The sequence below is a fragment of the Variovorax sp. PCZ-1 genome, from assembly GCF_018413605.1.
In the GTDB taxonomy this organism is placed as follows: Bacteria; Pseudomonadota; Gammaproteobacteria; order Burkholderiales; family Burkholderiaceae_C; genus JANMDU01.
Genome location: NZ_JAHCDN010000002.1, coordinates 22,088 through 39,788, shown reverse-complemented (window position 1 = coordinate 39,788; position 17,701 = coordinate 22,088). Strand labels below are relative to the sequence as shown.

Sequence of the window (17,701 nt, the reverse complement as noted above, 5' to 3'; positions counted from 1 at the left end):
AGCATTTTATCGCTGGATCAGCGTTTGGCTTGCGTTTTGGCTTGTGCTTCGCTCGGTGGCAGCACCGAGCCACCCGTCACAAGGAATTTCTGCGGATCTTGAGGTGTGCCATCGGCCAACACCTCGAAATGCAAATGGGGGCCTGTGGAGCGCCCTGTGGAGCCAACAGAGGCGATTTTCTGGCCACGCTTGACCAAATCGCCTTTTTTCACAAAGGTTTCGGAGGCATGCGCGTAGCGCGTGATCAGGCTGTTGCCATGGTCTATCTCTATCATGTTGCCATAGGCAGCATGGTATTCCTGCACGACCACCACACCGCCTGCTGCTGCCAGAATCGGGGTGCCGGTATCGGCCTGGAAGTCCAAGCCTGTATGCAAAGCCGAGCGCCCAGTGATCGGATCAATGCGCCAGCCAAAAAACGAGCCCAAATGAGAGCCAGGCACAGGTTGCGCAGTCGGGAGCATCACTTTGGCGATCTTTTGGTCAAACAATCGTGATTCCATCAGAGTGAGCAAATCTGTTTTGGTGTTACTCACCGCCTCCAGATCAGCCAAAGTTTTGTTGAGTTCATCAAGGCTGAGCGGGCGATTGCCTATCAACACACCGCCCTGCCCTGGCGCAGCTTTGGCGCTTGCTGGAATCGGCACACCGGCGAGCTGCGAAACACGCTCGGTGAGCGCTTCCAACTGCACCACTTTAGCCTGCAGCTCCCCCACTTTTTTCGCCATCACATCAATGTTTTCACGCATGAAGCGATCGCGTTGCTCAAACTCATCCTTCACCACCATTTTCACCAGCGTGCCAATCACAGGCCAGCCCTCGCGCGCGCCTTTGAGAAACACCAGGTGATACAAGCCAACGGCCACCAGCATCAAAGCCAAAGCAGCAGCCAAGCCCGCGAGTATGAGCTTTGTGCCACTCAGGTGAACCGGGCGAGATTTGGCGAGCCAAGCATCCGTGATAATCAAGTGCATCGCTGAATACTCCAATCTTTGTTTCTTATACCGTGACAGTTAAGCCCGCTCATCTGCCCTCATACCAGCCACTGCGCACGGTGCGCGTGCGCGAGGCGGTGTCCGTGGTGCAGGCCGTGCAACGAGCGCCAACTTTGGCAGGCTTAGCGCAATTGGCTGACCAATCTGCACAATGCCTGCGCACCGTGACTCCCTTGATTCCAGCTGGCATGCGCTCTGGCATACAAGCTGGGCCACTGAATGAAGGCCAATGGTGCATGTTGGCTGCTAACAGCGCGGTGGCCGCCAAATTACGCCAACTCACACCCGCCTTGGCCGCGCATCTGCGCACGCATGGCCATGATGTACGAGACATACGCATCAAGATTTCGATGCGTCATTAGAAGTCTGAAAATCAGACTTTTACGGTTAAATGGTGCCGCTTGTCGGGATTGAACTGACGACCTACCGCTTACAAGGCGGTTGCTCTACCACTGAGCTAAAGCGGCGAAAGGCGATATTCTACTTGACTCTTGTGAGCGATGGCCTGCCAACGGATTTACCCGCGCCAGCAGGCGGCGGTGTAGGCTCTGTGGGATCGTCTTCACGCACCTTCTTTACAGATTCTGGCGCTGCTTTGAGCTTGACGATTTTTGCCGGTTCTTTAGCAGGCTCTATCGAGGGTTGCAATAACGGGTTGCTGGGTTCGGGGGCTGCAGCTTGCGAGGCTGTGCCGGGGAGGCTTACAGGCCGCAAGCTGGAGCGCCGCTCGGCAGCCGGACTGTCCTTCACTTCACCGCGTGGAGGCACAGTTTGCGGCACGGGGAAAGCCATGCCTTGGCCATTTTCGCGAGCATAAATAGCGATGATGTGATCAATCGGCACAACGATCTCTCTGGCCACACCGCCAAATCGGGCTTTGAATTGCAGGACATCGTTACCGATCTGCAAATGACTGGTGGCATCCATGCTGATGTTGAGCACGATTTCGTTGTTTTTCACATGCTCACGGGGCACCTTCACCGAATCATCCACATAAGCTGCCACATAGGGCGTGAGGCCATTGTCAGCGCACCATTCATAAAGAGCGCGCAGCAGATACGGGCGGGTGGAGGTGGATTGGCTCGAATCGATCATGATGCCTATAGTACCAAAGCAAATACCCAAGCAAAACGGCCTGCAAGTAACAGGCCGTTTTGAAAACAAGACGATGGCAATTTACTTGCGCATCACCTTCTCAGAAGGCGTGAGCGCCTCGATATAGGCGGGGCGAGAGAAGATGCGCTCGGCGTATTTCAGCAAAGGCGCAGCATTCTTCGACAACTCAATGCCGTAGAAATCCAAGCGCCACAGCAGTGGAGCAAGCGCCACATCCAGCATGGAGAAGTTGTCACCCATGATGAATTTATTTTTCAGGAAGACGGGAGCCATCTGGGTGAGCTTGTCGCGAATATGCGCACGCGCCTTCTCCAGCACCTTCTCATTGCCCTTCATCGCGCGGTTTTCGAGGATCGAGACGTTGGTGAACAGCTCTTTTTCGAAGTTGAGCAAGAACAGGCGCACGCGAGCGCGATCCACTGGGTCACCAGGCATGAGCTGAGGATGCGGGAAGCGCTCATCGATGTATTCGTTGATGATGTTGGATTCATACAGAATCAAATCACGCTCCACCAGAATCGGCACTTGGCCATAAGGATTCATCACATTGATGTCTTCGGGCTTGTTGTACAAGTCCACATCACGGATCTCAAAATCCATGCCTTTTTCAAACAACACGAAACGGCTGCGGTGGGAGAAAGGGCAAGTTGTACCCGAATAAAGCACCATCATGTCGGTGATTCCTTTAAGTAAAAAAGAGTGATCGGGAACCGATCACTCTATCCGTGAAAAAATCGACGGGCCGCCCCTAGATTTTTTCCTGATTTATCCGAATAAAAGTATCGTGCGCAGCGAAGCTGAGCGAAACTTTTGTTCGACTCATTATTTGATATCTTTCCAGAACGAAGCGTTCAAACGCCAAGCAATGATCGTGAAGAAGCTCAGGAAAATGAGCACCCACACGCCTATGCGCACACGCTGATTTTGTGCGGGCTCGCCCATCCACTGCATATAGCTCACCAAATCGCTCACGGCTTGGTCGTATTGCAGGGGTGTGAGTTGGCCAGGCTTGACTTGCTTCCACCCGGCAAGCACTTGCTCTTCTTTGCCGTGATTTTTCACAGTTTGGTAAATCGGCTCGCGCTCACCTTGCAGCTCCCACAGCGGATGCGGCATACCGATATTCGGGTAGGCCTTGTTATTCCAGCCGGTGGCTTTGGAATCATCGCGGTAGTAGGTGCGCAGCAAGGTGTAGAGGTAATCTGCGCCAGCGCCTTTGCTCACGTCAGCACGCGAACGCGCGATCACGGTGAGATCAGGAGGCACGCCGCCGAACCACTCTTTGGCTTGCTTAGGATCAATCGCAGACTTCATCGTGTCGCCCACTTTGTCGGTAGCAAACAAGAGGTTATCTTTGATCTGCTGCTCAGTCAGGCCAATGTCTTTCAAGCGGTTGTAACGCATGAAAGCAGCACTGTGGCAGTTTAAGCAATAGTTGACGAATAGCTTGGCGCCGTTTTGTAACGCAGCCATATCGTTGGTCTTTGGATTGGCTTTATCCCAAGCAATTCCATCACCGGCAGCAAATGCCGAGCCAAATGTTAGAGCAGCCAACAGGGAGAGGATGATTTTTTTCATGTGTGATGTCCCCGTGATCAGTGAGCTTCGAAGGTCACGCGGTCTGGCACTTCTTTGAAGGGGCCAATGCGACTCCAGACTGGCATCAGCACGAAGAAACCAAAGTAGAGCAAAGTGCCGATTTGGGAAACACGCGCGGCCAAATCTTGACCCCACACAATGCCCCACACGCCAGGCGCTTTGATACCGAGGTAGCCGAGGATGAAGAAGTTGAACACGAAGATGCCGTAAAGCCATTTTTGCCAGCTTGGGCGATAGCGGATGGACTTCACCGGGCTGTAATCGAGCCAAGGTAAGAAGAAGAGAATGATGGTGGCAGCGCCCATCACGACGACGCCCCAGAATTTGGCTTCAAACGTGAGCAGCAAAACACTGGCCACAACTGCAGCGCCGATCACAGCAGGCTTGAGCATGCCGGTGACGACATTCTTGATCACAGCGATCAACGCGCCGCCAAGAATCAGAGCAACGAGCACATAAACCATCTCATCGGTGGTCGCACGCAGCATCGAATAGAAAGGCGTGAAATACCAAACGGGGGCGATGTGAGCAGGTGTCTTCAATGGATCGGCTGGAATGAAGTTGTTGAACTCCAAGAAGTAGCCGCCGAGCTCTGGCGCGAAGAACACGATGGCGGAGAACACCATCAGGAAGACGCTCACGCCCAGAATGTCGTGCACGGTGTAGTAGGGATGGAAGGGGATGCCATCCAAAGGAATGCCTGTTTTGGGATCTTTGTGCTTTTTAATTTCCACGCCATCGGGATTGTTCGAGCCGACTTCGTGCAAAGCAATGATGTGCGCAGCCACGAGGCCAAGCAAGACCAGAGGAATCGCGATCACGTGCAGAGCGAAGAAGCGGTTCAAAGTGGCATCCGACACCACATAGTCACCACGAATCAAGAGTGCCAAGTCTGGGCCAATGAAAGGTACAGCTGCAAAGAGGTTCACGATCACTTGGGCGCCCCAATAGCTCATCTGGCCCCATGGCAGCAGATAACCCATGAAGGCTTCAGCCATCAGGCATAAGAAAATGCCACAGCCGAAGAGCCAGATCAGCTCACGTGGTTTGCGGTATGAGCCGTAGATCAAACCACGGAACATGTGCAGATAAACCACCACGAAGAAGGCGGAAGCGCCGGTGGAATGCATATAGCGCACCAACCAACCCCAAGGCACATCGCGCATGATGTATTCCACGGAAGCAAAAGCCAGATTCGCATCAGGCTTGTAGTGCATCACAAGGAAAATGCCGGTAACGATCTGGATCACGAGCACCAAAAGCGCGAGTGAGCCAAAGAAGTACCAGAAGTTGAAATTCTTCGGTGCGTAGTATTCGCTCAGATGCTCTTTGTAGAGCTTGCTGGCGGGGAAGCGGTTATCGACCCAGTTGAGCGCCTTCTCTGAAATCGCTGCGTTGGGGGAGATTTCTTTCATTTCAGCCATGTCGATTTGCCTCAGGCTTGCTTGGATTCACCGATCAGCAATTTGGTATCGCTGAGGTACATATGGGGTGGCACTTCCAGATTGTCTGGTGCGGGCTTGTTTTTATAGACGCGGCCAGCCAGATCGAAGGTGGAGCCGTGGCAGGGGCAAATGAAGCCGCCTTGCCAGCTGGCATCGAAAGATTCTGCCTTGGCTTCGAGCTTGTCGGATGGCGAGCAGCCCAAATGGGAGCAAATGCCCACGGCCACGAAGATTTCGGGCTTGATGGAGCGATGCGCGTTGCGCGTCTCTTTCATCGGTGTGGTCTCATCGGCTTTGCGCTCGGATTTGGGGTCAGCCAAATTAGCTTCCGTTTTAGCTAGAGAAGCCAGCATCTCAGGGCTGCGGCGCATGATCCAGACGGGCTTGCCACGCCACTCCACAACGATTTTCTCGCCGGATTTGAGCGCGGAAATATCTACTTCCACAGCAGCGCCAGCGGCTTTGGCTTTTTCAGACGGGCTGAAGGTACTGACAAAAGGCACAGCAACTGCGCCTGCTCCAACAGCACCAGCGCAGGCGGATGTGATCACCCAGGTGCGCTTGGATTGGTCCACGTTACTCATGGATTTCCTCAATTTTTGGGGGTTCTAGGGACAACCCGCAATTGTAGCGGAGCGCGAGCAGCGTTTTCAAGCTGTGTGCAGCAAAAAACGGCGCAAGAGCTCGCACAGTGGAATTCTGCAAATATGTGTAGCAGCCACTTTGTCATGCTTGACAGTTGCCTTTTTGCGGCGATACTGCGCCTAGGCGCGCTATCAAATGACCACTTTGGTAGTAAGTTTTCGCTGGCACGCCCCAGCAAACCTAAACTAACAGGAGTTAAAAAATGGGCATGATGCAAGAGTTTAAGGACTTTGCTCTCAAGGGCAATGTGATGGATCTCGCCGTGGGCGTGATCATCGGTGGCGCATTCGGCAAAATTGTTGATTCGCTGGTGAAAGATATCATCATGCCCATCGTGGGCAAAATCTTCGGTGGCCTTAATTTCACCGAAATGTTCATCATGCTTTCGCCTCCTGCCAAAGCGGTGGAAGGCGCGGCCAGCTACGACTCTTTAACAAAAGCCGGCGCCAACCTGTTTGCCTACGGTAATTTCATCACGATCACCATCAACTTCATCATCTTGGCTTTCATCATTTTCCAGATGGTCAAGGCGATGAATGCCATGAAGAAAGCAGAACCTGCACCAGCGCCTGCTGCTCCGGCTGAAGATGTGCTCTTGCTGCGCGAAATCCGCGATTCACTGAAGAAATAAGGTTTCTTCGCCATCAAAAAAGCGCCCTTGAGGCGCTTTTTTGATGGCAGATAGAAAACTCGTTCACTATTATTTTGATAGCATTCTGCGCAGAATCTATGCGGGCAATATACTGAAAAGGCTTCAAAAACACTTGCAACTGGCTCAGAAACCCTTGTCCATGGCCACACGCTGGCGCTCGACGAATTCATCGAAGGTATTGATACCTCGCAGCTGCAAGATCGTGTTGCGCACCGCAGCCTCGACCAACACCGCCATGTTGCGCCCAGCTTCCACCTGAATCACCACTTTACGGATGGGAATACCCAGTACGTCTTGTGTGAGTGGCTCATAGGGGATGCGTTCGTATTCACGCTCCATGGTGGCGCGGCGCACCAGATGCACAATGAGTTTGAGGCGCATGCGCCGCCGCACCGCCGTCTCGCCAAAAATCGCTCGGATATCGAGCAGACCGATACCGCGCAGCTCGAGCAAGTTTTGCAGCAGCTCGGGGCAGCGGCCTTCGATAGTGGTTTGGTTCGTGCGAAACAGATCCACCGCATCATCAGCCACGAGGCCATTGCCACGCGAGATCAACTCCAGCGCCAATTCGCTTTTGCCCAGCCCTGACTCACCCGTGATGAGTACGCCCAAGCCCAAAATATCCATGAACACGCCATGCATGTTCGTGCGGTCTGCAAAGTGGCGCGAAAGATACGCCCGCAAGACATCGATCACGAAAGCGGCAGATTCCGGTGTTTGGAAGGCAGGGATCTGGGCGCGTTCGCACATTTGCAAAAGCGTCTCAGGAGCCTCCAGGCCATCGCCAATGATGATGACAGGCGGCTCCAGTGTAACGATGCGAGAGATGCGGCGCGCGCAATCTTCTTCGGTCACATCGTCTGATGGCGTGAGATAAGCGACCTCACGCTCGCCAAGCACCTGCACGCGATAAGGATGGATGTAATTGAGATAGCCTACGAGATCCGCGCCTGAGCGTGCGGCGCGCACAGCCACTTCGTCAAAATGCCGCTCTGAAGCACCCAGCCCTGCCACCCAAGCCCATTTCAGACGCTCGCGGTGATCTTCAAACAGCACATCGGCGCTGATGACCGAGGGTTTCATGAATCGATGAGTAGAAAGCTTGGAGCCGCTGGATGAGGCAGGCTCATCAGGCCGCGAGAGGCATTGGCGTGACAGCGGAGCGCCAGCCAGCAATCAGGGTGTGCAAAGCAGCGGCATCAGGCGCAGCCTTCAAGCGCTCACGCAATGCGGCATCGCTGAGCATCTCTGCTATTTCAGACAAAATTTCTAAATGCTTTTGCGTAGCAGCCTCTGGCACGAGCAAAAAAATGAGCAGGCTTACGGGCTGCTCATCAGGGGCATCAAAGCCAATGGGGTTGGACAACGAAAACATCGCTGCCATCGGTGCTTTCAAGCCTTTGATGCGGCCATGCGGAATCGCCACACCATGCCCTAAGCCCGTGGAACCCAAGCGCTCACGCGCAAACAAACTATCGGTCACAAGCGCTCGCGCAAGACTGTGCAAATTCTCAAACAGTAAACCGGCTTCTTCAAAAGCACGCTTTTTACTGGTGGCATCTACGCCAGACAACACTTGGGAGGCAGGCAATATGGCAGCGAGTCGGTTCATGTACAACTGATATGTAACAGGCTATTTACAGCACAGGGAAGCGCATTATGCACCTAAGTTCGTGTAAACCCTAGTGAAATGACATTATCCGACCAATGGACATGATATTGTCATTAAAAAGCCGCCTGGCTAGGGGAGCGAGGCGGCAGCTTGGTTTGGAGCCATCACACTTTGCTATTGCAGATAGCGTTTAGCAGCTTCAGCATGGTGATCTTGGCGTTTGGTTTTGTAACGCCCCACTTGGCGATCCAATTTATCGACCAGCTCATCCACGGCAGCATACAGATCGGCGTGTGAGCTTTCAGCAAAAAGATCATTGCCTTTGACGTGAATATTGCACTCCGCTCGCTGTCTTCGTTCTTTCTCTTTTTGTTTTTCTACGGTGAGTAGGACTTTGACATCCACCACTTGGTCGAAATGACGTGAAATTCGATCAATTTTGCTGGTCACATAAGACCGCAGTGCAGGGGTAACCTCGAGGTGATGTCCACTGATCGTCAAGTTCATGAGAAGCCTCCTTGTGCTCTCTGTTTCACACATGCTGCTTGCAGATTGACTGGTCTGAAAGCAGCGCCGAAATCGAACCACTTGAGATCATCATGCGCTTATTTGCTTGCCCGCGCAATCTTGCATTGCAACAAAATAATGTGAAGACGCGCTCTTCGCAAAAGAGCATTGATTTTGCTGAGAATTTTTTAAATCCCTGGCGTATCAGGAGGGGTTTGCGGGGGTATTCCAGTCCAGGCGCAGCTTGCCCACCAGCCAGTAGCTGACCAATGATGCGGCAACACCCACCAAGCCGCTCGCCCAATAATTGAGCACCAAGCCCTGTGCATCACGGCTGATGATCAGACCGCCTAAGAAAGCCGCCGCACTCATACCCAAGGATTGGGCTGCGGAATTGAGTGCCATGAAGGTGCCGCGTTGAGGTGGATTGCAAGCAGAAGTGACGATGGCCATACCAGGAATCATGCGGCCACTCATGAATACGAAAAACAGCGTGGTGATCGCAAAAATACCGTACAAGCCCGTGGGTGCGCTGATGGTCAATCCAAGCACGGGAATGATGGCAAGCAAAGCCAAAGTGCGAAACATGGGCACTTTGCCGCGTGCATCGGTGGCCCGGCCTATTGCGCGAGCCGTGAGCAACGTGGCAATACCACCGCAAAGATAAATATAGGGCAAGACCGAAATGCTGAGGCCCCCATTGGAGGTGGTGTAGAGCGTGATGTAGGGAATCACGACGAAGCCAACGAACATCATCAGAAAGGTGAACAGCAGTGCTTTCTGGTGATCCTGATTTTTCACTGTATCGAGCAGATTCGTGAGTGGGGAAATCTTGCGCGCGGCCTTCAAGTGATCGCGCATTTTGGGCAAGGTTTGCCAAGCAAGAATCACCAAGACGCCACTGAATGCTGCGATCGCCAAGAAAGGGACATGCCAATTGAAATGCGCCGCTAAAAATAAGCCAAGCGGTACACCGGCAACTGTTGAAATCGAAAACGCAGACATCACAACGCCCATGGCTTGGCCGCGCCGCTCTTGCGGAATCACATCGCCCACGATGGTTTGCGACAGAGCAGAGAGCACGCCGCCAAACACGCCCGCGGCTACGCGCGCGGCCATCAACGACTCATAGGTGGGCGCAAGACCACAGGCAAGTGTGGCCAGAGCAAACAGCGAGTACAAAATCAGCAGCAGCTTTTTTCGCCCAAAGCGATCAACATAAAACGCTGCAGCCAATCCAGAGGCACCTGCAGAGAAAGTGTAGGCAGACACGAGCAAACCAAACTGCGTGTCGCTGATGCCAAAGACTTGCCGCAGCTGCGGCCCCAATGGCATCATGATCATGAAATCAAGGATGTGGGTGAATTGAATGCCAGCGAGTGTGAGCAGTAGCCAAAATTCGCGGCGAGGAGAAAGCGTGCTGGAGTTGAGTGGAGTTGTCATGTAAATTCGGCTCAGGCTTTTGACTTTACCTCAATGACTTTATCCACACTGATTCATGCGGGACTCGTGCGCCCCACCAAGCCACGCACCGCGCTGGTGCTCATGGGCGGCGGCGCACGCACCGCCTACCAAGCGGGCGCGCTCAAAGCCTTAGGGCAGATGCTCAGCAGCGCTCAGCCCCAAGGTGCGCCTGCACCAAAAATGCCTTTTCAACTCTTGGTAGGCACATCCGCCGGCGCTTTGAACGCGAGCTTTTTAGCTGCCCACGCAGCGCAAGGTTTGCCCGCGCTGGACGCGCTGGCGGCATTTTGGCGCGATCTTCGCAGCCATCAGGTCTATCGCTTGGATGTGCCCGCATGGACGAAGCTCTCACGCATTGCAACGGCCTGGCACCTCTCCAGACAAATCAGAGAGAGCGGCGCGCTATTGGATAACCTTCCCCTGGCCGACACCTTGCACAAAGCCATCTCACTTCAAGGTATCGACGATGCACTTTCAGCCAAGGCTTTGCATGCGCTGGCCGTGACAGCGTCAAGCTACAGCTCGGGTGTGCATTGGACTTTTTGCCACACCGCGCGGGACGCAAGCCAGGAGGTTTGGAATCGCCCCGGTAGACGCGCTGAATTTCAGCCCATCACCATGGATCATTTGATGGCCTCAAGCGCCATCCCTCTGATCTTTCCGGCGCAGCCGCTGTGGGTCGATGGCCACAGTGAATTTTTCGGCGATGGCTCGATGCGGCAGACCTCACCATTGTCTCCAGCGCTGCATTTGGGCGCAGATAAGCTCTTGGTGATTGGCGTGGGGCAGCCCCAAAGAAGCAGTTTTGGTGGCGCCATGAATGCTCATCATTCAAAGCAAAAAAGCCCTATCGCCGGCTACGAACCTGCGCAGAGTGCTCCTCAATTAATATCACCTGGCGTGGGCGGTGTGCTGGGCCACGCACTGGCAAGCGTGTTTCACGATACCTTGCTGGGCGATGTGGAGCAGGCGCAGCGCATGAATCACACCTTGGATCAACTGCCACGCGAGGTGGCTGCTGTGATGCCGTATCGACGCGTGCAGGTGATGAGCTTGCAGCCTAGCGAATCTCTGGATGAACTCGCACGGCAAAGTGCATACGCGCTACCCGCCCCTGTGCGTTCTGTGCTTGCTTCGTTGGCAGGCAAGGCGGCAGCTGGCGGCAGTGCGGGTGCGGGCTTGGCGAGTTATTTGCTGTTTGAGCCAGCATTTACGCAAGCACTCATTGCACTCGGTGAGCGCGATGCCTATGCGCGCAAAGAGGAGCTTATGGCGTTTTTAGCGGCATGAGCCGCTGGCTCAAAACAGAGAGTTTTGTGGTGCTTTGCCGGTGATGCGCGCCCACAAGCCTCCCATGTGATCGAGGAGGCTGCGTTGGCTGCGTGATTCCGGCTGGATGGCTCTGACCAGCGCCAAGCTGGTGAGTGCGCGCATGAGTGAAGGGCGTGTGAGGCGCAGACTGTTTTGCAGCTCATCTGCTGTACGTGATTGAGTATCAAGCGCGCGCAGAATGGCCACGCAATGATCGCCCAATGCGGCTTCTTTCAAGTGGGGTGCGCGGCGATGCGTGAGCGGCTCGTTCAGATAGCCATGCGGCAATACTTGATCCAGCATGGGCTCGGGGCAGCGCTTGGCAAATTCCCACAGCGCTGTCTCTAGCTGGAAAGGATGGAAGCCTTCTGCCGCAAAACCGCCGGAGCGGGGCATGGGTACGATGTCTGCATCCATCATGCGCTCTACAGAGCAACCATCGAGCAAGAAAAATTGCCACTGAAGTGCATCGATCACGCCCACCAAGCGCCCCGATTCAATGGCGTGCAGACGGTGTGTTTGCCATTTTTGACGCTGCTCCCAAGCCATGGAGCCCACGGCATAAAGCATGCGAGCGCCCACCAGCTCATCAAACACTTTGCTCAAGCCCTGCTCCATCTCTTTGAGGGCCTCAGGAAAGATCAGGGGAGCCAGCTCGTCATCGTCCAGCCCTTGGGTATCGACATGCTTGCCCAAGATACACACCGGGCGGCCACGATGCCAGCCATGCTCATCCAAACTGAGTTTACGTGAGCTGCCGGAATGGGACGACTGGCTGCTCGTTGGAGCGCTGGATGCAAGCCAATCAGAGCTGACCGAGCCTGCGGGCAATGTGGTCATGGCCTCTCTGTCCACCACGCTGAAGCGATGCACCAGATACGCGTCGGCGGCCACACCGGGTGGCGCCATGCGCCAACGCACATCACCGCGCAGCCGCTTGGCCAGCTCCATCAGACGCATGGCATCGCCCGCTGCGATGCCAATCGGCCGCAGAAAAACGATGGGGGTTGAGCCCCCTTGCCAAACTTGCTCAGATGTCACGATGATTCCAACGATTCAATGATTGCTTTTAATGCACCGGGCTGGTGTCACTATTTACTTTTACGTAAACGCAATCATAAAGAGAGCAAGCAGTTTTTTTGAACTAAGTAGTTCATAACGTGCAGGCTTCACAATTTTGGCCGTACAGCGCTGCGTTTTTGCCACACACTAACGCAGGAATTCACAGATGATTTGGTTAAGCGTTTCATACTGCAAGCCGGGTGCTCTCTTTGATTTCTTCCATCACGGCGTAGGTGCGTGTCTCGCGCACGCCGGGAAGTTGCCAGAGCACACGGCCGGCGAAATCTCGGTAGGCTTGCATATCGGCCACACGCAACTTGATCAAATAATCGAAGCCACCCGCGACCAAGTGGCACTCCATGATTTCGTCGTGCACTTGCACGGCGGCTTTGAAGGCGTCAAACACATTGGCTGTGGTGCGATCGAGCAGTACCTCGACGAACACAGCCATCCCTCTGCCTAGCTTGGCGGGATTGAGCTTAGCTTCGTAGCCCAAGATGAAGCCTTCGCGCTGCAAGCGCTGCGTGCGTGCAAGCACAGCCGTCGCCGAGAGGCCAATCGTTTCCGCGAGCTTTAAATTGCTGATGCGGCCATCTTCCTGCAAAACTTGCAGGATTTTTCGGTCGATCTTGTCGATTTCACTACCGTTATCCATTTTTTCAGAGATTCATTCATCAGAAGCACGTAATTTAGCGAGAAATTCTTTTAAATTCAAGCAATGATCATCAAATTCACTGTTTATTTGATGTCATCATGAATTTCTCTCTACCGAATCGCCTGCCCACCGCTTATCGCCCAGAAGGGGAGATCGTCTCGAGCCGCTTGGCTGCTTTAGAAGGCGCTTTGGATTGGGCCGCTGCCGCCGCGCAGGCCTCGCCTTGGGTGCAAGCCGTGCGCGAGAATCCGCCGCCGTTTTGGGCGATGGAATCGCTGCTGCGCGAATATCCGCTGTCTTCCGCTGAGGGCTTGGCTTTGATGCGATTGGCGGAAGCGCTGCTACGGATTCCCGATGCAGATACGGCGATTGCTTTGACGGCGGATCAGCTCTCGCGGGCGGATTTTGAAGGCTCAGGTAACGCAGCTTTAACGCGATTGAGCAGCGCCGCGATCTCCATGAGCAAGCATTTTCTGCCCGATGCAGATCGCTCCACTGAGCCTGGCCTGCTCGCCAAGCTCGGTGCGAAAACCGTGGTCACCGCCACGCTGCGTGCGGTGCAACTCTTGGGCAAACAATTCGTCCTGGGGCAGACGATTGACGAAGCTTTGGATGTGGCTCATGCGCAGCGCGCGAAAAGCGGTGTGGCTTTCAGTTTTGACATGCTCGGCGAAGGCTCACGCACCCAGCATGACGCAGATGTGTATTTGGCAAGCTATGCAAATGCTATTAAATCAATAGCACACCGCGCAGATTCTATGCCGGCGAATGGCCAAAAAGGCATGAAAAACACGGCTCAAACCGGCGATGGCATATCCATCAAGCTGTCTGCGCTTCACCCGCGCTATGAGTGGGCGCAGCAAAACCGAGTGATGCATGAGCTCGTGCCACGTGTGTGGCAACTGTGTGAGATGGCGGCTCTGGCAGATATGAATTTGACGATTGATGCAGAAGAAGTGGATCGTCTCGAACTCTCTTTGAATGTGTTTGAAGCCTTGGTCATTCGTATCGCAGAAAAGTATCCGCACTGGAGTGGCTTCGGCCTGGCTTTGCAGTCGTATCAAACCCGCGCGGTCGAGCTGATTCAGGAAGTGGCGCGGATTGCTCGCCAACATCAAGTCAAGCTCATGTGTCGCCTCGTCAAAGGCGCGTATTGGGATGCAGAGATCAAGCGCGCGCAGGAGCTGGGCTTGCCGCATTACCCGGTATTCACCCACAAACACCACACCGATGTGAGCTACCTCGCCTGCGCTGCCGCACTGCTTACAGCCAAAGACGTGATCTACCCGCAATTCGCGACGCATAATGCGGCCACCATCGCCGCCATCATGCAGCTCGCCTCGCGCAATGGCGCCGAGTTTGAATTGCAACGCCTACATGGCATGGGCGAAGGCATTTACCGCGAGGTACTGAAAAACCCGCTCGTGAGGCTACGAATTTATGCGCCAGTTGGTGCTCATCGCGATTTGCTCGCCTACCTTGTGCGCCGTTTGCTGGAAAACGGCGCGAACTCATCCTTCGTGCACCAGCTCGCAGATGTTGGCGTGCGCATGGATGAGCTGCTGGCCTCACCGCTGCATTTATCTGCTCAGCAAATCTTGCCGCTGCCGGCTGATTTGTTTGGTACAGAGCGTAAAAACAGCGCGGGCTTTGATCTGGCGGATGAAACGCACCGCGCGCCCATGCTCGCGGCTTATGCGACTGCGCAAGTGCCCGCTGTGCCGTTTTTTGAAGCAAAAGAGGCCATTCGCCGGCATAAGGATTGCGCAGACAGCTATCAAATATGGAGCAAACTCTCTGCTGAGCAACGCGCTGCGATTCTGCAAAAAGCCGCTGATGTGTTAGAGGCGCAAATGCCAAGATTCTGCGCCCTGCTCGTGAAAGAAGCGCATAAGACTTGGGGCGATGCTGTGGCCGAGGTGCGCGAAGCGGTGGATTTTCTGCGCTACTACGCGGTGGAAGCCCAGCGCGTGATGCAGCCTAAAGCCATGCCTTCGCCCACTGGCGAAACCAATGAGCTGCGCCTCAAACCACGCGGCGTCTGGGTCTGCATCAGCCCCTGGAATTTCCCGCTGGCCATCTTCCTCGGCCAAGTGGCTGCCGCACTCGCCACAGGCAACACCGTGCTCGCCAAACCTGCCGAGCAAACGCCATACGTCGCCATCGAAGCCGCCAAGCTGCTCCATCTTGCCGGCGTGCCCGAAGCCGCTTGCCAAGTGCTGCACGGCCCTGGCGAAACAGTTGGCGCTGCGCTGGTTACTCTTCCAAACATTGCAGGCGTGGTCTTCACCGGCTCTACACAAGTCGCCAAAATCATCAACCGCGCACTGGCCGCGAAAGACGGCGCGATCACACCACTCATCGCGGAGACCGGCGGCATCAACGCCATGGTCGTGGACTCCAGCGCCCTGCCCGAGCAAGTGGTCGATGCCGCCATCCAAAGCGCCTTCAAAAGCGCCGGCCAACGCTGCTCCGCCCTGCGTCTGCTCTGCGTGCATCACGCGATTGCCGATAAAGTGATTGAGATGCTGCAAGGCGCAGCCAGCGAACTCACGTCTGGCGATCCAGCGCAGCTCTCTACCGATGTCGGCCCACTCATTGACGCCGAAGCCTACGCAGGCATCAACATGCTCCTGGAGCAAGATATTTATAAGCAAAAACAGCAGTTTGCCGGCATAGAATCTGCGCAAGCAGCTCCTAATTCAATAGCAAACTTGCTTCATCCACATATCGTTGAGCTCCATCAAATCAGCGACCTCAAACACGAAGTCTTCGCCCCAGTCCTGCATGTTGTGCGCTATGGTCAAGAGGCTCAAACGACGCCACAACAAGTCATCGAACAAATCAACGCTTTAGGCTACGGCCTGACCCTAGGCATTCAAACCCGCATCGACAGCCGAGCCCAGCAGCTCGCGCAAGCCGCCCACATCGGCAACGTCTACATCAACCGCAACATGATCGGCGCAGTCGTTGGCGTGCAGCCCTTCGGCGGCGAAGGCCTCAGTGGCACCGGCCCCAAAGCTGGCGGCCCGCACTATCTCTACCGCTTCTGCGCGGAGCAAACTGTGACGGTGAACACTGCGGCGGCAGGCGGCAATGCAGCACTTTTGTCTGGCCACTAAAGCCAACTCAACAAAGGCCGGCAAAGATAGACCGCCATTGCAAAACCAAGTGTTTAGCGCTATGGTTGGGAGATGGTCACCGTCGATTTCGCGCCATCCATTCAGCGTCATAAAGCTGTCCTCTCACAGCAATTGCCCGCCAATACGCTAGCGCAGGTGCTTGATACGGCTTGCGCAGCCAGCGAAGGCCTGCGCCATTACATCTTGGACGATCAAGGCGCGATACGCAAGCATGTGGCGGTGTTTATCAACCGCGATATGCACCAGCCACGCGATGACTTGAGCCGCGTCTTGCAATCGGGCGACAAGGTGCTGGTGATTCAGTGCCTGACGGGTGGTTGAGGCCGGTTAAGCCATCACATCCTCATCTAAGGAGACACATCATGGAGCCATTACTCATCGGCACACGCAAAGGCCTCTTCGTGATGACCTCGGATACGCCAGGCGCTTGGGGCATTCAGTCGCATCATTTCGCAGGCGAGCCTGTCTCTCAAACCTTCACTGATCCCGTCACGGGGCATTGGTTTGCGGCACTGCGATTGGGGCATTTCGGCGTGAAGCTGCACAAAAGCACGGATCGTGGCGCGAGTTGGAGCGAAGTGATTTGCCCGGCATTCCCTGCCAAACCCCAAACAGGCTTTTGGGCAGACGATCCCACACCTTGGAATGTGGAGATGATCTGGTCGTTTGCGGCTACGGGCTCAGCCAGCAAACGCCGCCTCTGGGTCGGCACGATGCCTGCCGCGGTGTTTTACAGTGACGATGGCGCGAAGAGCTGGACGCTGTGCGAGAGCTTCTGGCTCGATGAGAAGCGCAAGGCCTGGATGGGTGGCGGCAACGATTTCCCCGGCTTGCATACGCTGCTCGCACATCCGAACAACGATCAGCATTTGATCGGTGCAATCTCCTGCGGCGGTTTGTGGGAGACGCGCGATAGTGGAAGCTCATGGCAGTCGATTGGCCAAGGCTTCAAAGCGGATTTTGTGCCACCAGAACTCTTAGGCGACCCCAATATTCAAGACCCGCATCGCATCAGCATGTGTGCCGCGCAGCCGGATGTGATGTGGACGCAACTGCACTTTGGCCTGTATCGCTCCACCGATGCTGGCCAAAGCTGGCAGCAGCTTCAAGGCCATCCCGAGGTCGGCGATTTTGGTTTTCCCATCCTTGCGCACCCCACGAACCCGCTGCGCGCATGGGTCGTACCCGCGCAGGCCGATGCATTGCGCTACGCACCCGGCGCGCGCATGTGTGTGGCGCGCACAGACGATGGCGGCAAGAGCTGGCAGATTTTCCGCGCCGGTCTGCCGCAAAGCCAAGCCTACGATCTGGTCTATCGCCACGGTTTGGCATTGGCCTCTGATGCGCAAACCCTTGCTATGGCCTCTACCACCGGCAACCTCTGGATCAGCCCTGATAGCGGCGAGCATTGGCAGCACATTGGCGGACATTTGCCGCCCGTGGCTTGTGTGGCATTTGCAACCCCATGAGCCCGCACGATCTTGATCGCTTCTAA

The 17,701-nt window shown here is 55.1% G+C and carries 18 protein-coding genes and 1 tRNA gene; 6 read left to right on the top strand and 13 right to left on the bottom strand.

Features of this window, described 5'->3' with window-relative positions:
• Positions 1-17: 17 nt before the first annotated feature.
• A complete protein-coding gene (locus KIH26_RS10310; protein ID WP_213444937.1) occupies positions 18-974 on the bottom strand; it encodes a M23 family metallopeptidase in 957 nt (318 codons plus the stop codon).
• A gap of 32 nt (positions 975-1,006) precedes the next feature.
• Here KIH26_RS10310 and KIH26_RS10305 point away from each other — a divergent pair, with 32 nt between their 5' ends.
• Positions 1,007-1,357 (top strand): DciA family protein, encoded by a 351-nt coding sequence (locus tag KIH26_RS10305; RefSeq protein ID WP_349627864.1) that lies wholly within the window; start codon positions 1,007-1,009, stop codon positions 1,355-1,357.
• A gap of 30 nt (positions 1,358-1,387) precedes the next feature.
• Here the strand turns inward: KIH26_RS10305 and KIH26_RS10300 are convergent.
• The 6 genes from KIH26_RS10300 to petA form a co-directional block, all read right to left on the bottom strand.
• A tRNA-Thr gene (locus tag KIH26_RS10300) sits at positions 1,388-1,462 on the bottom strand.
• 13 nt (positions 1,463-1,475) lie between these two features.
• Positions 1,476-2,090, bottom strand: a complete 615-nt coding sequence (locus tag KIH26_RS10295) for a ClpXP protease specificity-enhancing factor (RefSeq protein WP_213444935.1) — start codon at positions 2,088-2,090, stop codon at positions 1,476-1,478.
• A gap of 81 nt (positions 2,091-2,171) precedes the next feature.
• Positions 2,172-2,783 (bottom strand): glutathione S-transferase N-terminal domain-containing protein, encoded by a 612-nt coding sequence (locus KIH26_RS10290; RefSeq protein ID WP_213444933.1) that lies wholly within the window; start codon positions 2,781-2,783, stop codon positions 2,172-2,174.
• A gap of 150 nt (positions 2,784-2,933) precedes the next feature.
• Positions 2,934-3,689: a cytochrome c1 gene (locus tag KIH26_RS10285; RefSeq protein WP_213444931.1), complete on the bottom strand. Its 756-nt coding sequence runs from the start codon at positions 3,687-3,689 to the stop codon at positions 2,934-2,936.
• A gap of 17 nt (positions 3,690-3,706) precedes the next feature.
• Positions 3,707-5,134, bottom strand: coding sequence for a cytochrome b (locus tag KIH26_RS10280; RefSeq protein WP_213444929.1), 1,428 nt, complete (start codon positions 5,132-5,134; stop codon positions 3,707-3,709).
• Between the two features lie 11 nt (positions 5,135-5,145).
• Positions 5,146-5,739 carry a ubiquinol-cytochrome c reductase iron-sulfur subunit gene (petA, locus tag KIH26_RS10275; protein ID WP_213444927.1) on the bottom strand — a complete coding sequence of 198 codons (594 nt, stop codon included), beginning with the start codon at positions 5,737-5,739 and terminating at the stop codon, positions 5,146-5,148.
• 263 nt (positions 5,740-6,002) lie between these two features.
• On the opposite strand from petA, the gene mscL reads away from it, so the two are divergent.
• Positions 6,003-6,431 carry a large conductance mechanosensitive channel protein MscL gene (mscL, locus tag KIH26_RS10270; protein ID WP_213444925.1) on the top strand — a complete coding sequence of 143 codons (429 nt, stop codon included), beginning with the start codon at positions 6,003-6,005 and terminating at the stop codon, positions 6,429-6,431.
• A 144-nt stretch (positions 6,432-6,575) separates the two neighbouring features.
• On the opposite strand, the gene hprK is transcribed toward mscL, so the two are convergent.
• The 4 genes from hprK to KIH26_RS10250 all read right to left on the bottom strand — a co-directional run bounded on the left by hprK (position 6,576) and on the right by KIH26_RS10250 (position 10,014).
• Positions 6,576-7,535: an HPr(Ser) kinase/phosphatase gene (gene hprK, locus KIH26_RS10265; protein ID WP_213444923.1), complete on the bottom strand. Its 960-nt coding sequence runs from the start codon at positions 7,533-7,535 to the stop codon at positions 6,576-6,578.
• A 46-nt stretch (positions 7,536-7,581) separates the two neighbouring features.
• Positions 7,582-8,064: a PTS sugar transporter subunit IIA gene (locus KIH26_RS10260; RefSeq protein ID WP_213444921.1), complete on the bottom strand. Its 483-nt coding sequence runs from the start codon at positions 8,062-8,064 to the stop codon at positions 7,582-7,584.
• 174 nt (positions 8,065-8,238) lie between these two features.
• The gene (gene hpf, locus KIH26_RS10255; RefSeq protein WP_213444919.1) at positions 8,239-8,571 is read right to left on the bottom strand and encodes a ribosome hibernation-promoting factor, HPF/YfiA family; all 333 of its coding nucleotides are present in this window, start codon (positions 8,569-8,571) and stop codon (positions 8,239-8,241) included.
• Positions 8,572-8,775: 204 nt separating this feature from the next.
• Positions 8,776-10,014: an MFS transporter gene (locus tag KIH26_RS10250; RefSeq protein WP_213444917.1), complete on the bottom strand. Its 1,239-nt coding sequence runs from the start codon at positions 10,012-10,014 to the stop codon at positions 8,776-8,778.
• 33 nt (positions 10,015-10,047) lie between these two features.
• Between KIH26_RS10250 and KIH26_RS10245 the strand changes: the two genes are divergently transcribed.
• Positions 10,048-11,325, top strand: a complete 1,278-nt coding sequence (locus KIH26_RS10245; protein ID WP_213444915.1) for a patatin-like phospholipase family protein — start codon at positions 10,048-10,050, stop codon at positions 11,323-11,325.
• 9 nt (positions 11,326-11,334) lie between these two features.
• On the opposite strand, the gene KIH26_RS10240 is transcribed toward KIH26_RS10245, so the two are convergent.
• Together KIH26_RS10240 and KIH26_RS10235 are read right to left on the bottom strand one after the other, a co-directional pair.
• Complete coding sequence (locus tag KIH26_RS10240) at positions 11,335-12,387, bottom strand: hypothetical protein (protein ID WP_213444913.1); 1,053 nt, start codon at positions 12,385-12,387, stop codon at positions 11,335-11,337.
• Between the two features lie 205 nt (positions 12,388-12,592).
• Positions 12,593-13,063 carry an Lrp/AsnC ligand binding domain-containing protein gene (locus tag KIH26_RS10235; protein WP_213444912.1) on the bottom strand — a complete coding sequence of 157 codons (471 nt, stop codon included), beginning with the start codon at positions 13,061-13,063 and terminating at the stop codon, positions 12,593-12,595.
• Between the two features lie 98 nt (positions 13,064-13,161).
• On the opposite strand from KIH26_RS10235, the gene KIH26_RS10230 reads away from it, so the two are divergent.
• From KIH26_RS10230 to KIH26_RS10220, 3 genes are all read left to right on the top strand, one after another.
• Positions 13,162-16,185 carry an L-glutamate gamma-semialdehyde dehydrogenase gene (locus KIH26_RS10230; protein WP_213444910.1) on the top strand — a complete coding sequence of 1,008 codons (3,024 nt, stop codon included), beginning with the start codon at positions 13,162-13,164 and terminating at the stop codon, positions 16,183-16,185.
• Between the two features lie 72 nt (positions 16,186-16,257).
• Positions 16,258-16,527: a MoaD/ThiS family protein gene (locus tag KIH26_RS10225; RefSeq protein ID WP_213444908.1), complete on the top strand. Its 270-nt coding sequence runs from the start codon at positions 16,258-16,260 to the stop codon at positions 16,525-16,527.
• A 41-nt stretch (positions 16,528-16,568) separates the two neighbouring features.
• Positions 16,569-17,675, top strand: a complete 1,107-nt coding sequence (locus tag KIH26_RS10220) for a WD40/YVTN/BNR-like repeat-containing protein (protein ID WP_213444906.1) — start codon at positions 16,569-16,571, stop codon at positions 17,673-17,675.
• The last annotated feature ends 26 nt before the right edge of the window (positions 17,676-17,701 follow it).